This window comes from Mucilaginibacter sp. Mucisp73 (genome assembly GCF_059491465.1).
The window spans coordinates 5,025,609-5,040,785 of sequence record NZ_CP168507.1 but is presented as its reverse complement, the minus strand read 5'-3'; the positions used below and the strand labels follow the sequence as shown (position 1 = coordinate 5,040,785).

The following is a 15,177-nucleotide window of genomic DNA, read 5'->3' as shown; positions in this document are numbered from 1 at the left end:
TAAGTCATTTTTGTGTGAGGTTAAGTGACATCGCTGGTCGACCTGATAAGAAAAATGACTTAGTAAAGCAATGGCGGATAAGAATGACTTAATGACCAAATGACATAATGATATAAAATGAGCAAATTCAAAGATACCGATATGCAGGCCGTGATTGGCTGGATACTGCGCGCGGGAGTGTTGGTATCAATGAGCGTTATTTTTATTGGCGGGGTTATTTACCTGTACAGGCACGGGCAAACCCATGTTGATTACAGCAAGTTTGTTGGTGTGCCCGATTTTGTGAGTAATCCTGGTGGCATTATACACGGTATCTTTACTTTACGCGGCCGGGCAATTATACAGGCGGGGATAATTTTGTTGATAGCTACACCGGTTATCCGGGTGTTATTTTCGGCTATTGGTTTTATTATGGAAAAGGATTACCTGTATACGGCTATTACAGTACTTGTGCTGCTTATCATTTTAACCAGTATGATAAGCGGTCACGCGGGCTGATATTTTAAAAACTTTTTTGTATTTAATATAGTATATATAATAAATGCAACGACGTACAGTACAATCATCGGCTTTAAGCAGCGTTGGCTACGATCCGGACGCCCGCATTCTTGAACTTGAATTTCGGGAAAATGGCGGTGTGTGGCAGTACTTCGGTTTCCCTTTATCTGTCTATAATAAGTTTATTGGCTCTGATTCGCTTGGGCATTTTTTTGTTACACGCATAAAAGGCAAATACCCCGAGTTAAAGGTTAGGTACGCACATCATTAATTTCCGGTGCGGCGGCGCTCATCATCATTACCCGTATTGCGTTTGTTAGCCGATTTAATGGTGCTTTTGCCAAAACGATAGGTAAAATTGAGCCTTACGATGCGCGTATCGCGTTTATTTACCTCCGAAAGATCAATGTTTTGATAATTGGCATGGTTGCGCCCCCTGTCGGTATTAAATACATCGTTTAGTGCTAATTTAATAGTGGCCCGCTTATCCAATATTTGCTTGCTGATACCCGCGTTTACCGAATAGCTTGCTTTTAATTCATTGATGCCATAAATGGTTGGGGTTTCATACCTGCCCGATATTTCACCAAGTAATGTACCGGTGATGGTGAAGTTTTGTGTACTGCCAAAAATAATATCCTGCTTACCCCTGTCAAAATCCCCGTTTTGTGCGTAAGCTTTGTAACGCACATAAATAGCATCAAGATTAAAACTACCCGACCACCACCTGGTAAATTGCACAGGCGCGTAAAATGAAGCCCCGTAAACAAAGATCTGCCCGAAGTTTTTACGGAGAGTTATGTTAACCTTAGTCGAATCGTTTTGTTGATATACCGGGAAATCATAAGCATTATTGGTAACTGTATAATACAGTTCGGTTGAAAAGGTTTGATTATAAGTATGGGAGATTTGTATGGTGTTGGTATATTCCGGCTTTAGCTGTGGGTTGCCGGCCCGATAATCATATAGGTCGGTGTAGTACAAAAATGGATTGATATCTTCGTAAAGTGGCCTGTGAATACCTCGGTTATAACCAATACCGATGATGTTTTTTTTATCGGCCTCATAACTTATCTGTACCTGCGGAAAAAGGTTAAAATAATTATTGGTATTTATCGCCGGTACCTGCTCATTTAATCCCCATGATTTACCTGTTGCATGAGTGTTTTCGGCACGTACACCTGCCGTAATATCCCACTTACCTATTTTATTTACATAATTGATGTACCCCGCGTTCACTGCTTCGGTATAAAGGAACCTGTTGCTGAAGTTGGGGTCGGCCTCATATATGTTGTTTATTTTGGGGCCAAAAATGAGATTATTATTGCTGCGGGTGTTGTTATATTTAATGCCTGTCTCCAATCGTGAGGTTTTGTTTAATGGGTTAACAAAATCAACTTTTGATGTCCAGATGTGAATATCTGACGGCGAAAGGTTTTCCAACTCAAGATCATCGCGGTAAGTATTGCCCGCCTGGGTGAAAAAGCTATTGGTAATGAATTCATTAGAGTGACGGGTGTAGGTTGAATAGTTACCATCTACCGAGATACTGCGGCCGCTTTTATCCAACACCGCGTTATAATTGATATTGTAGTTTAAATAGTTGCTGCCCCTGTCAAGGTTTGAACGGGCCCTGATTATTGAATCGAGCTGATGCTGATTGCTGATGTACAGGTCGTTGTGCTTTGTAAAATCATCACTCCTGATAATTCCGCTTACTAAAAAGCCTATAGTTTGCTTTGGGTTGATGGTATAATCGGCCCCTATTTTAAAGTTGTGGTTAGTGGTTTTTTGAATATTGTTATAATCAACATCGTAATTACTCAGGGTTTCGTTATAAGTAATGTTACGGTTGGTTGTAATAGTGCGTGTGCCTTTATTATTATCGTAAGTGTAATTTCCAAAAATATTGAGCTTACTGGTGCGGTTGTTGAAAACAATGCCTGCTGTACTTTTGTAATACTTTCCATAACCCGCCATGGCAGTAACCGTACCGTTGGTGCCCAGGTTTTTACCCTTTTTTAAAATGATGTTGATGATACCTCCGCCCGAGGCGTCATATTTGGCCGACGGGCTGTTGATCATTTCAACCTGGTCGATAGTGCTGCTTTGCATACTGCGGAGCAAACTGGTAAGGTCATCGCCGGTAAGGTTGGTAGGTTTACCGTCGATGGTTATTAATGCTGCTTGTCTGCCATTAATACTTAAAGTTTCGTTACTGTTAACCCTTACCCCAGGCGATTGCCTTAGTATATCAAAGGCCGAATTTCCCTCGGCCAGGATGCTGTTTTGTACACTTAATACAATTTTGCCGGGCTTTACTTCTATGTAAGGCTTCCGGGCAACTACTTTAACTTCCTGCAGTTGGTTGTTCGAGAGTTTTAAAACAATATCATTGGCAGTTATTATTTGACCAGCGTTAACCTTATACGGCCCCGTATAAACTTTTACGTATCCTATTTTACTGATAAGTATTAAATAGCTGTCGGGCTGCAGGCCGGTAAATTCAAACTGTCCGTTTTTATTTACCAGGTTTGATTTTAATATAGATGAGTCGGCAGCCGCAAGGAGAATGGCTGTAGCTGCATCGGCGGGTTGGTTGTTTTCTGTTAAAACTTTACCCTGTATTATTGAAGATTTTGTTTGGGCGAACGAAATACAATACCCTCCGGCCAGGAATGCAAAAAATAAGCCTGCTATTAAAACCCTCATTAATCAGTAATGTAGAAATTTGCTATAGTTTAAAAGATTATAAAAATGTATCGCAATATAATGCAATATATATAGAATTATATTGTATTGTATTGGTATTTTAATTATATAATATAAAAGAATGTTGCAACATTAGTATGGATTATGCCGGGTAAAAGGTTTTTACAGTGCAGCATCAAATATTGTTTACAAAAAAGCATGCAATAGTATAAATAAACAAAACAACCTGATTTTTTCTTTATTTTCGGCCTCAATACATCATCGTACTGTATATTGACCATTATAACATGAAAAAACTTTGTCTGTTTATATTAGTTGCCTGTTTTGCAGGGAATTTATTTGCACAAACACCTCCGGACAATTATGCTACAGCTTTAAATAAATTTAAACAGCTATACAATAACAATCAGCCGGATAGCATATACAGCTTGTTTGGGCCAGAAATGAAGAAGGCACTTTCACAAGCCGATTTCAAAAGTACAACTGTGCAGTTAAAAACACAATTGGGCTCATTGTTACAGGCTGATTTTGAAAGCTATGAAACCCCGATAGCGCATTATAAAGCTACATTTCAGAAAAGTGTTTTTTTATTAAATCTGTCGTTAAATGCCGATAATAAATTTACAGGCCTGTCATTGACACCGTACAAAGCGCCGGCTGCAACTGCTGCGTCAAGTACGGCGGCGGCTACAAGCATAGCTACCGATCCTTCTTTGGTTGAGTCGCCTGTAACTGTTAAAACTTTATTGGGTTCAATATCCGGAACATTGGCCATGCCTAAGGATGCTAACGGAAAGGTGCCGTTGGTATTGATCATTGCCGGCTCAGGCCCTATAGACAGGGACGGTAACAGTCCTAAATTGGGTCTCCACGCCAATATATATAAAATGATAGCTAATGAACTGGGAAAAAAAGGCATAGCATCCTTGCGTTATGATAAACGTTTGGTAGGGCAAAGCACTACATCTATTAAGGAAAACGAGATCAGGTTTGAGGATTATGTAGAAGATGCTGCCGCCTTGCTTAACATGCTTTCGTCAGATGAGCGTTTTTCACGGATAATTATTCTGGGACACAGCGAAGGTTCGTTGGTTGGCATGATGGCTTCGCTTGATGAGCCGATAAAGGGCTTTATATCTGTAGCCGGTGCCGGTGATTCGGCCGATAAGATCCTTACCGAGCAAATGAAATCGCAGCCTGCCTTTATATCAGATGGCTTTAACCGTATGCTGGATAGCCTGAAGCGGGGAAAAACAACCGATAATATCGATCCTGCATTATACTTTATAGCCAGGCCAAGTATTCAAAAATACCTGATGTCGTGGTTTAGGTATAACCCTCAGCGCGAGATCAGGAAGGTAAAAGCCCCGGTATTGATCATCCAGGGAACCACCGATTTACAGGTAACTGTTGGTGACGCCGAAAAGCTGAAAAAAGCAAAGTCGGATGCTATACTTGATATTATCCCTAACATGAACCATGTGCTGAAAGAAGCCCCGGCAGATAAGGAAAAGAACAAGGCCACTTACAATGAACCCGATTTACCACTTAAACCGGAGTTTGTAACGGCGATAACTAATTTTGTGCTGAAGACAACGAGGTAATAACACTAAATCCATGTCATTGCAAGCGTAGCGCAATGACATGAAAATAATTACCAGGCTGCTAATAACCTCCTGATCATGATGATCTCGGCAATGTGGTAAGCGTTGTGATCGGCTGCTTGTAACGCTTCCCGGAGTATAGTTTGCCCATCGCCATGCGGAATTTTTTTATAAATATCCTCGCTTTTCACCATTTCTATTAGCTCTTCCAAATCACTGTCAATCTGTTCAAGGCTATTATCCCAGGCTGCATCATCTTTGGGTGCAAGCTCTTTTGGCCAGTAATCATCGGGCCAGTTTGGTGATTCGTGGCTGCCGTCTTTGCTAAATTCAAGCATATCCCACTGGGCTATCCGGATATGTTCAACCAGTTGCCATATAGTATAAGGGAGTTTATCAACTTTAACCCCACGAAGATTGGGCGGTAAACCATCGAGCGCTTTTTTCAGATCTGCATGGGCGTTGCCGCCTTGCAGCAAATGCACAATTTCATTTACTAAAACTTTATGTTCATTATTCATAGGTAATCCAAATTATAACAACTAATTCTCGCACCCCCTTTAGGGGGCTTGGGCTTAAAGTAACAAATTCGTCGCCGGTTTGATTTATTTGGCTTAAAAGTTTTAAGTTTATGCTTCATTGTAAAACTCATCAGTTGTGATCAGAAACATATTCTTAAAATTAGCACTCGCCGTTGTTTTATTCATGGTTGCCTTTATCGGCTGTAAAAAAGATGGGGGCAGCGGCACCGGCCCATTGTTAGGGAAGGATGATGAAGCTTTTATTAAATACGAGAACACATTTCTGGATAACTTCTGGAAACTGAACCCCGATTGGGCAACTTCGGCAGGATATCACAAATACGATAGCTTGATGGTGTTGCCAAATGAGCAAAGCCGCGATAAACTGGTAACCTTTGCCAAATACCAGGTTGATTCGTTAAGCCGCTTTGAGGTAAACACTCTTTCTGAAGCCAATAAGATAGATTACAAGATTCTGCAAAATCAGCTTGAATACCTGCAATGGCAGGTGCGCCAGTTAAAACAATATGAGTGGGACCCATCGTCATATAACGTTATCGGCACCTTTGCTTACATCCTGAACGAGCACTATGAGCCTTTGCCTAAACGTTTGCGTCATTTTTATCAGCGTATGTCGTTTATTCCGCAGTATTACAAAGACGCCCAAAAACAGATTAAAAACCCGGTGGCCGAACTTACCAGCCTGGCTATTGAGCAAAATCTGGGTGGGCTTGATGTAATAGGAAAAGACTTTGCCGATTCGCTTAAGAAAACCAATATCCCCAAAGCTGAGCAAAAGTTAATGACCGACAGGGCTGCGCAGAGCGTTGTTGCCATTAAAGCCTATGCCGATTGGCTTAAAGCACTTAAAAATGATCACCCAAGAAGTTTCAGGCTGGGTAAGGATTTATATGAGGATAAGTTTAAATACGAAATTGTAGCTACCAACACTGCCGAGAAAATCTACAATGCTGCTGTTGAGCGTAAAAAATACATTCACCGTGAGATGACTAAGATCAGCAAGCAACTTTGGCCAAAATACTTTGGTAAACAGGCTGCACCAGCCGATAGCCTGCTGATGATAAGCCAGCTGATAGATACCCTATCATCAAAGCATGTAAAGCCTGAAGATTTTCAGTCGTCAATTGAACAAATCATACCAAAGCTTAATGCCTTTGTTAAAGCTAAAGACCTGTTAACGCTCGATCCGTCAAAACCGTTGATTATTCGTAAAGAGCCTGGTTATATGGCGGGTGTGGCAGGCGCATCTATGAGCGGCCCTGGCCCGTACGATAAAAATGGTAATTCGTACTATAACGTAGGCAGCCTGTCCGGCTGGAGCAAGGAAAAGGCCGAAAGCTACCTGCGCGAATACAATAATTATATTTTACAGATCCTGAGCATTCATGAAGCTGTGCCGGGGCATTATGTACAGGGCGTATACTCCAATAAAGCCCCAAGTATCATCAAAGCTGTATTTGGCAATGGTGCCATGGCCGAAGGCTGGGCCGTATACACCGAGCAAATGATGCTGGAGAACGGCTTTGGCAATAACGAGCCCGAAATGATGCTAATGTGGTATAAATGGAACCTGCGTTCGGTATGTAACACCATTTTGGATTATAGTGTTCATAGCGGCAGTATGACCAAAGATGAAGCAATTAAGTTATTAACCCGCGAAGCTTTCCAACAACAGGCCGAAGCTGATGGCAAATGGAAGCGCGTTAGCGTAACCAGTGTTCAGCTTACCAGTTATTATACTGGCTATAAAGAAATCATAGATTTGAGGGATGCCTATAAACAAAAAATGGGTGATAAATATAAACTGAAAGAGTTTAACGAAAAGTTCCTGAGTTACGGCAGTGCACCGGTTAAATTTATCAGAGAAGCCATGCTGGCTAAAACCAGCGGAAATTAATTGATAGTCCACGGGTATAAACTCATGGACTATGAACCATGGGTTTATCTCCCATGAACTATCAAATTCTTTTTTATTAACAGCTTACGCGTAATGATTTTTTATCTGATGCTCAAGCTGGGCCATGACGTTTTTCTTTAGCTTACCCTTATAGCAGGTACAGCCGTCCTTATCCAGGTTAAGTTCGGCAATTGTCTTACCCTGGTAAATCACGCGGAAATTTCCTGCTTCGTTGGGTAAAATTGCCAAAATACGTTCATCTTCTCCCGAAAAATTGATCAGCACATGAAACTGGTGCTGTGGTATAAATGCTATCTGCTGTAACATAAAAACCTCTCTTTCCGCTAAATTAGGTGTGTGAAAAATTAAAGAGCCGAGCGCAGTATAAAGTTAACGAATTTGTTTTTAATTAATTGTTAGGAATTTTGAGTTTTTTGTAAGAGATATTATAATATATTTAGCGCTTACATATTACCAATCATGAAGAAAATTTTGATGGCCGGTTTACTGGTTATAGGAGCGGTAACCGGTTATGCGCAGAAGGTAAAACCGGCTTTAAAACTAATTAAAGGCAATAGTTATTACTTATCTACTACAGCACACTCTGTTGTAAAGCAAACTATAAATGGGCAGGTTAATAATATCGATATGACGATTGACGGCAAAATGTCATTCAAAGTACTAAATGCTAATGATTCTCTTTATTATATGGAGGTTAACTATACCAAAGTGGGTATGAAAATGCAGCTGCCTACGGGTAATGTAACTTTTGATTCTGATAATAAGGATACCACAAATATTATGGCCAGAATCATGTCGGGCATAACCAATAAACCATTTACGGCAACGCTAACCAAAAGCGGCCGGATCAGGTCGATAGAGAACGCCGAGAATATGATCACATCTATGATAGATGGCTTTAAGGAGGTGCCGGCCGAAAAGAAAGAGCAATTGAAAACGCAGTTAACCCAATCGTTTGGATCTGGGGCGCTTAAAAGCAACCTGGAAATGGCCATGTCGGTGCTGCCCGAAACGGCGGTGGCAAAAAATGATAAATGGACAATTAAAAATAACCTGGAAGGTGCTATGAGCGCGAAGGTCATATCTGTTTATCAACTGGTTGATATCACTCCGCAGAGCTACCTGATACACGGAAATGCCACACTTGAAACAGATAATACTGCCGGTTATAAAACCGTCAGTAATATGCCCATGAAATACAATATGAAAGGTACTATGGTAGCTGATGTTGTTGTTGACAAGGCTACCGGCTGGATCTCCAGTTCAAAATTAAAGCAAAACATTGACGGTACTGTCGAAATAAAAGATAACCCGCAAGTTCCGGGCGGTTTAACATTCCCTATGAGTGTTACCAGCGAAACATCAAGTACCGACCATTAATTAAAACAGATAGTAATAAAAAAACCTGCCGGTTACGGCAGGTTTTTTTATTGTATAAACAGTGGTATTACAATATCCAAAAGCCTTCAAAATAAAGTTTATACCTTGTTGGCTGAAACTCGCCATATGCGAAAACAGCAATAGAGTTCCCCTTTTTAGTATAATATAGCCTGAGCCTTTCGCTGCCCTTGTATAAATTAAGAAAGTCGGCATTAAAGCCGCCTGTTTTTACAATGGTTTTAAAGTCGCCGGGTGTAATTACCTTATGCAGATCTTCAAAATTATTATTGGCAAAATCACCGAACTTTATATCACCGGCAGGCAGTTTAAATGTTTTATGTATTACCTCAGCTTCGTCTCCATCAAACAACAATGATTTTGTTACTTCATATTTTGTGATCATATTTTAATATATCGCGTTTTTATTGTTTTACCTCTTCAATGTAACCGCCTGCTTTCAGGTCGTTAACAGTGGCTGGTACTTCATACTGGATACCCAAGCCCGGTTTGCCAAACCATGGAATAATTTTACCCTCCCTAACTTTGGCTATAGGCTTCAGGATCTTGTAAATTTTGTACGGCTTGCTAAGAGTATTATCCGGCAAAGCACGCATGGGGAAAGGTACGCCTTTTGGCGATACAAAAGTGCCTTTGTCCTGAAAAGTGCCGGTAGAATCGCTATAACCGCCATAGCGGTCAATCAACACACCCTTTTTTAGAGTAATGATGATAAGATTTACTGCGCCACGATTTGGAGGCCAGCCGCCATTAAGGTTGTTGGCGGTAAAGAATTTTTCGAGCGCGTCCCATTTTTCGGTTTTCCAGAGCAGCCAAGCCGAATCGGCAAGGACTTTTTTACTGCTGGTGTCGGCAAAATCAGCAACCGAGCTTTTAAAGTCATCATAAGTAATGCCCCGTACCGGCAGTTTGTGATGGTTTGCAGCAGGGTTGTGGGCATGTTTTAGTGGTTTTGTTTGCGCGGTTGCCAAAAAAGGCATCAACCATACTGACAGGATCAGGATTTTTAGTGTTTTCATTCGATGTAGTTTTTTGTTTGATAAATCTACTATGTGCTCCGCGTTTATGAAAGAGATTTATCATATTTATTTTATCGGTATTATATGCAATATCATATGCTAATTATTGTTATTGCATGCCAAAAAAACGTTATTGCCAAACGCCGGTATTTACCGTGGTGAAAAGGATGAAATAAAGGAAATTATTACCTTCGTACCTATGTCATCAGCTGAAACAAAAAAACAAATAGAGGTATTAACTGCCGAACTTAAACAGCACAATTACAACTACTATGTGCTGGCTATGCCAACCATTTCTGATTTTGATTTTGATAAAAAACTGGAGTTGCTTAATAAACTCGAAAAAGAATACCCGGAGTTTGCTGACCCTGATTCGCCAACACAAAAGGTAGGCGGTGATATAACCAAGGAATTTGTAACCGTTAGGCACCGCTGGCCGATGTTATCGTTGGGCAATACCTATAATGAACAGGAGCTATTTGATTTTGATCAGCGGATACGCAAAGCCATTGGTGATAACTTTGAGTACGTATGTGAGCTTAAGTTTGATGGTTTGAGCATGAGTCTCACTTATGAAGACGGCAAACTGGTGCGGGCCGTTACCCGCGGTGATGGTGTACAGGGTGATGAGGTTACCACCAATATTAAAACCATTCATACCATACCTAAGCGCCTGCATGGCGAAGGCTATCCCGGCTATTTTGACATCCGCGGTGAAGTGTTCATGCACCGCAAAGCTTTTGACAGGTTGAATAATGAACGTATCGAAAGTGGGGAGGTTCCTTATGCTAATCCCCGTAACTTTGCCTCAGGCACAGTAAAAATGCAGGATTCGGCCGAAGTAGCCAAACGCCCGCTTGATTGCTTCCTGTACTTTTTGTACACCGAAAAAACAGTATTTAAAACCCATTGGGAAAGCCTGCAGGCTGTTAAAACCTGGGGGTTTCATACCAATGAGCATAGCGAGCTTTGCGGGGATATTAATTGCGTTTTGGAATTTATTAATAAATGGGATAAGGAACGTTTTAACCTCAGCTATGATATTGACGGCATTGTTATTAAAGTAAATAATTACTCACAGCAGCAGGAGCTTGGCTTTACCGCCAAATCGCCGCGCTGGGCTATATCTTACAAGTTTAAGGCCGAAAGGGTGGAGACCGAGCTCCTGGAGGTGACTTACCAGGTAGGCCGTACCGGCGCTGTAACCCCGGTTGCCAACTTAAAGCCTGTACTGCTTGCGGGTACTACTGTAAAACGCGCGACGCTGCATAACGCCAATGAGATCATCCGGCTTGACCTGCATGAGGGTGATACCGTTTTTGTTGAAAAGGGCGGTGAAATCATCCCAAAGATCATTAGCGTAAACCCTGAAAAACGTAAGGCCAACGCTGTGCCTGTTGTTTACCGCGTTACCTGCCCGGCCTGCGATACTCCGCTTGAGCGCAAGGAGGGCGAGGCTGCGTTTTATTGCCCCAATGATGAAGGCTGCCCGCCGCAGATTGTTGGAAAGATGCAGCATTTCATTGGCCGTAAAGCGATGAATATTGATGGGCTGGGTGATGAAACTATTGAAACCTTATACAGCAAAGGTTTTATAAGCCACATCAGTGATATCTATGAGCTGCATACTCATGCTGCCGAATTGAAACAGTTGGGCCGCTTTGGCGAAAAATCGATCAATAATATGCTTGATGGTATTGAGGCATCCAAAAAAATGCCTTTCGAGAAAGTGCTGTTTGGTTTGGGCATCCGTTATGTGGGCGAAACAGTGGCCCGCAAGCTGGCTTTCCATTTTAAATCGATAGATAGATTAATGGGAGCGTCGGCTGAAGAACTTACAGCTGCCGAAGAAATAGGCGAACGGATAGCCCAAAGTATAACCGAATATTTTGCAGGTGAAATCCACCGGCAGGAAATACAAAAACTAAGGGAGCAGGGCCTGCAATTTATTGCCGAAGAAAAAGAAGTTGTACTGGCCAGTGAAAAGCTTGCCGGGATGAACTTTATTATATCGGGAACATTCGGCAACTTTTCGCGTGATGAGCTGAAAGATATCATTGAACAAAACGGTGGCAAGATATTGAGCAGTATCTCGGCTAAACTTAATTACCTGGTCGCGGGTGAAAATATGGGCCCTGCCAAGTTAGAGAAAGCTAATAAACTTAATATACCCATTATCAGCGATGAAGATTTACTTGCACTGATAAAATAAGCATTCCCATGTTGTTTATTTTGTTTATTAGTGAGGAATTTTATTTTTTGAGCTCGGAAATTACGTTATTTGTATTACCGAAAGGACCCCATAATTAATTAAACGTACTAATGTTCGAATAATTTACTATGGAAAAATTTATACCTATACAAGAAAATATCTTTTGTGAACCCTGTAAGGAATGCGGCGAAAGGCCGGTTATAGAGCAGGTTAAAGGTAAATTTATTGTGAGGTGCCCTGAAAGCAAATCGCATTATCAAACAAAGCCAGGCCTGGTTGATATTAAGGATTGGAACATCAAAAATAAGCCACACCCGCCTCTTGGCAGCAAAGATACATCAAAGAAAAAGGCATCCTAACCGGGTGTCTTTTCACATTATTTAACAATTTAGCGCTGTAACAATCAATTAATAAGTTTCATCTTAGCATAAACATCTGCTTAATGAAGCCAGCCTTAGTTGCGTTATTTTTAATATTCAATTTTTCTTCATATGCCCAGCAATTCAGCATTAGTGGTAAAATAACCAACCAGGAAGATAAGCCCGTCCCCTTTGCATCCGTTTTTATAAAAAATACTACTATAGGGGTATCCGCCAACAGCGAAGGAACCTACCTGCTGCGTTTAAATGGCGGCATGCAGGAAATTCAATACAAAGCAGTTGGCTATGCCCAGCAAAGCAAAATAGTTAACCTTGCAGCTAATCAGGTTATCAACATCAGCCTGCAAACAGAAACTTACCAGCTTAAGGATGTTACTGTGCATGCAGGGGCTGAAGATCCAGCTTATGCAATTATGCGTAAGGCCATTAAAAAACGCAAAAACTATCTTAACGAAGTTAAAGCCTACACCTGCGATATTTACATCAAAGGCTTACAAAAACTATTGGCCGCCCCAAAAACTTTTATGGGTTTTGATGTACAAAAAGCTACCAGTGAAGCCGGCCTTGATTCAAACCGCCGCGGGATAGTTTACCTTTCTGAGTCGGAATCAAAATATAGCTTTATAAGGCCCGATAAGGTGCATGAAGAACAGGTGTCGTCAAAAGTGTCGGGCCGTAACCGGGCGTTCAGCTTTAACCGGGCATCGGATATGGCGGTTAATTTTTACCAGAACTATGAAACCTGGCGGGGTATGAGTAACCGCCCGCTGGTATCGCCGGTGGCTGATAACGCCATGTTTTACTATAACTATAGGTACATAGGTACCTCGGTTGAGAATGGCGAAACTATTAACAAGATCCAGGTAAGCCCTAAACGGGCACATGACCCATGTTTTGAGGGGTATATTTATATTTTGGATGATAGCTGGCGCATTTACGCGTTGCAGCTTTACATCACCAAAAAGGCTAACATCAATTTTGTTGATACCCTTAAAATTAACCAGCAGTTTTTCCCTGTTAGCGAAAAGATTTGGATGACATCCTCTGTTAAATTTGAATTTACAGGAGGTTTGTTTGGATTTAAATTAGGAGGTTACTTTATTTCGATCTATAAAAACTACAACGTCGACCCTGCATTAAACAAAGCCGATTTTAACGAAGTGCTCCGGATCGCCAAAGGCATCAGCAAAGACTCAACTTATTGGAACCAGGCCCGGCCAATCCCGCTTACTGCCGAAGAGGTTACCGACTACACCAACAAGGATAAGCTGGCCAAAAAACGGGAATCAAAAGAGTACCTCGACTCACTGGATAAAACCAACAATAAATTTAAACCAGTAAACCTGCTTTTCACCGGCATTGACACCCGTAACCGCTATAAAAAAGAATATTTTCATTACGACCCTATCGTTGGCTCCCTGCTTTATAACACGGTTGAGGGTTTAGCTATTGATTACGGCGCATCGTACAGCAAATTGATTGATACAGTCAATAACCGCTATTTTATGCTGAGCGGGAAGGTGCGCTATGGCTTCTCCAACCATTTGTTCAATGCTTCGGTAGGTGCGGCTATCCCGGTAATGCAACGATTTACATTGAGTTTAAGCGGAGGTTCGGATGTGGTCGATCTGAATAGCCAGGCGCCTATGTCGACCTTTGTGAATACAGTTCACAGCCTGTTGGCACAACAGAATTTTAAGAAATTGTATCAAAAGCAGTTTGCAGTTGCATCGCTTTCGGGCAGGGTGACCGGCGGTTTGCGCGGTAGCGCATCGGTTGAGTGGGCTAACCGTACATCGTTGTTAAACACGGCTTCATTCAGTGTTTTTGATCCGCACGCCCACCAGTTTACGTCCAATAACCCGTTGGATCCTGATCATAGTACGCTGTTATTCGCCGAAAATCAGTCGCTCACGGTAAACCTGCAGGCCAGTTATGATTTTAGTGACAAGTATGAAACTTATCCTTCGGGCAAGCGCTATCTGCCATCAAAATATCCAACCATCAGTTTAAACTATACTAAAGGCATCAGCAATGTATTGGGTTCGGATGTTAATTATGATAAAATCAGCGCGGAGATTTCCAGGGCGGATATTAGCATGGGTTTTTATGGCAGCAGCTCATTTTTTATAGGAGCCGGTAAATTCCTGAATGCTAAGAGCGTATTCTTCCCCGATTATTTCCACTTTGCAGGCAACGAGGTGCTTTCATACAAGCCAAGGTTAAACCGCTTCCTGTTATTGGATTACTACGATTTCAGTACGCCTGATAAATACGTTGAAGGACATTTTGAACACAACTTTTCTGGTTTCATCACCAATAAGATCCCGCTGATCCGCAAGTTTAAACTACAGGAGATCTTCGATGTAAATTACCTGTACACTCCCACGCTTAAAAACTATACTGAGCTGGGTTTCGGATTGCAATATCTTAATATCCGTTTGATGTATGGCGTATCATACAATGGAGGTATAGAGGCAAAATCGGCAATAAGGCTGGGGATAAGCTTGTAATATGCTAATTATTAATTACACTTAATATGGTGTAGATATTAATAATACTGAATATTTGGCTCAAACTATTGTGCCTGAACATATCATCAACTTAAACCTTTTACTAAAAAGAGCTGCATTGCTGTTTAGTGTTATACTTTTAACTTTTGTTAAAGTGTATGGACAGCAGTTTTATGCCGCTACCGACCAGGGAATTTTACAGCAAGTAACCATTACGCCTAACGGCGCTGTTTCAAAAAATGTTAACGGTTGTGGGTCGGGTTATTTTTCGATTGCGCTTTGGGGTAATAAGATCTATTATACCCTGGCTTTCGGTGGATTGAGTGTAGCTGATATAACCGGAGGTAATACCCCCCCAGGTAACTAATTGCCAGTATTTGG

At 41.4% G+C, this 15,177-nt stretch carries 14 protein-coding genes; 9 read left to right on the top strand and 5 right to left on the bottom strand.

All coding sequences use genetic code 11. The features are described 5' to 3' along the window. Window positions 1-117: 117 nt before the first annotated feature. Window positions 118-498 (top strand): DUF1634 domain-containing protein, encoded by a 381-nt coding sequence (locus ACEN82_RS20730; RefSeq protein WP_188834409.1) that lies wholly within the window; start codon window positions 118-120, stop codon window positions 496-498. Between the two features lie 43 nt (window positions 499-541). Further along, window positions 542-769 (top strand): KTSC domain-containing protein, encoded by a 228-nt coding sequence (locus tag ACEN82_RS20725; protein ID WP_413321850.1) that lies wholly within the window; start codon window positions 542-544, stop codon window positions 767-769. Here ACEN82_RS20725 and ACEN82_RS20720 read toward each other — a convergent pair. Continuing rightward, window positions 766-3,210 (bottom strand): TonB-dependent receptor domain-containing protein, encoded by a 2,445-nt coding sequence (locus tag ACEN82_RS20720; RefSeq protein WP_413321849.1) that lies wholly within the window; start codon window positions 3,208-3,210, stop codon window positions 766-768. The genes ACEN82_RS20725 and ACEN82_RS20720 overlap by 4 nt on opposite strands. Before the next feature lie 287 nt (window positions 3,211-3,497). Between ACEN82_RS20720 and ACEN82_RS20715 the strand changes: the two genes are divergently transcribed. Continuing rightward, a complete protein-coding gene (locus ACEN82_RS20715) occupies window positions 3,498-4,814 on the top strand; it encodes an alpha/beta fold hydrolase (protein ID WP_413321848.1) in 1,317 nt (438 codons plus the stop codon). 50 nt (window positions 4,815-4,864) lie between these two features. Here the strand turns inward: ACEN82_RS20715 and ACEN82_RS20710 are convergent, their stop codons facing one another. Beyond that, on the bottom strand, window positions 4,865-5,335 hold the full coding sequence (locus tag ACEN82_RS20710) for a DinB family protein (RefSeq protein ID WP_413321847.1): 471 nt from the start codon (window positions 5,333-5,335) through the stop codon (window positions 4,865-4,867). Window positions 5,336-5,471: 136 nt separating this feature from the next. Here ACEN82_RS20710 and ACEN82_RS20705 point away from each other — a divergent pair, with 136 nt between their 5' ends. Beyond that, the gene (locus tag ACEN82_RS20705) at window positions 5,472-7,253 is read left to right on the top strand and encodes a DUF885 domain-containing protein (RefSeq protein WP_413321846.1); all 1,782 of its coding nucleotides are present in this window, start codon (window positions 5,472-5,474) and stop codon (window positions 7,251-7,253) included. An 84-nt stretch (window positions 7,254-7,337) separates the two neighbouring features. Here ACEN82_RS20705 and ACEN82_RS20700 read toward each other — a convergent pair whose 3' ends face one another. After that, on the bottom strand, window positions 7,338-7,580 hold the full coding sequence (locus ACEN82_RS20700; protein ID WP_090529851.1) for a hypothetical protein: 243 nt from the start codon (window positions 7,578-7,580) through the stop codon (window positions 7,338-7,340). Between the two features lie 153 nt (window positions 7,581-7,733). On the opposite strand from ACEN82_RS20700, the gene ACEN82_RS20695 reads away from it, so the two are divergent. Beyond that, window positions 7,734-8,654, top strand: coding sequence for a DUF6263 family protein (locus ACEN82_RS20695; protein ID WP_090529847.1), 921 nt, complete (start codon window positions 7,734-7,736; stop codon window positions 8,652-8,654). A gap of 67 nt (window positions 8,655-8,721) precedes the next feature. Here the strand turns inward: ACEN82_RS20695 and ACEN82_RS20690 are convergent, their stop codons facing one another. Together ACEN82_RS20690 and ACEN82_RS20685 are read right to left on the bottom strand one after the other, a co-directional pair. Then, the gene (locus ACEN82_RS20690; RefSeq protein ID WP_413321845.1) at window positions 8,722-9,057 is read right to left on the bottom strand and encodes a hypothetical protein; all 336 of its coding nucleotides are present in this window, start codon (window positions 9,055-9,057) and stop codon (window positions 8,722-8,724) included. A gap of 19 nt (window positions 9,058-9,076) precedes the next feature. After that, window positions 9,077-9,691, bottom strand: a complete 615-nt coding sequence (locus ACEN82_RS20685) for a TNT domain-containing protein (RefSeq protein ID WP_413321844.1) — start codon at window positions 9,689-9,691, stop codon at window positions 9,077-9,079. Window positions 9,692-9,890: 199 nt separating this feature from the next. Here ACEN82_RS20685 and ligA point away from each other — a divergent pair, with 199 nt between their 5' ends. From ligA to ACEN82_RS20665, 4 genes are all read left to right on the top strand, one after another. Next, window positions 9,891-11,903, top strand: a complete 2,013-nt coding sequence (gene ligA, locus ACEN82_RS20680) for an NAD-dependent DNA ligase LigA (RefSeq protein WP_413321853.1) — start codon at window positions 9,891-9,893, stop codon at window positions 11,901-11,903. A 128-nt stretch (window positions 11,904-12,031) separates the two neighbouring features. Beyond that, window positions 12,032-12,262, top strand: a complete 231-nt coding sequence (locus ACEN82_RS20675; protein ID WP_090529838.1) for a hypothetical protein — start codon at window positions 12,032-12,034, stop codon at window positions 12,260-12,262. Between the two features lie 83 nt (window positions 12,263-12,345). Next, entirely contained in the window at window positions 12,346-14,796 is a 2,451-nt protein-coding gene (locus ACEN82_RS20670) for a DUF5686 and carboxypeptidase regulatory-like domain-containing protein (RefSeq protein WP_413321843.1), read from the top strand. Between the two features lie 55 nt (window positions 14,797-14,851). Further along, window positions 14,852-15,163 carry a hypothetical protein gene (locus ACEN82_RS20665; protein ID WP_413321842.1) on the top strand — a complete coding sequence of 104 codons (312 nt, stop codon included), beginning with the start codon at window positions 14,852-14,854 and terminating at the stop codon, window positions 15,161-15,163. Window positions 15,164-15,177 lie beyond the last annotated feature (14 nt).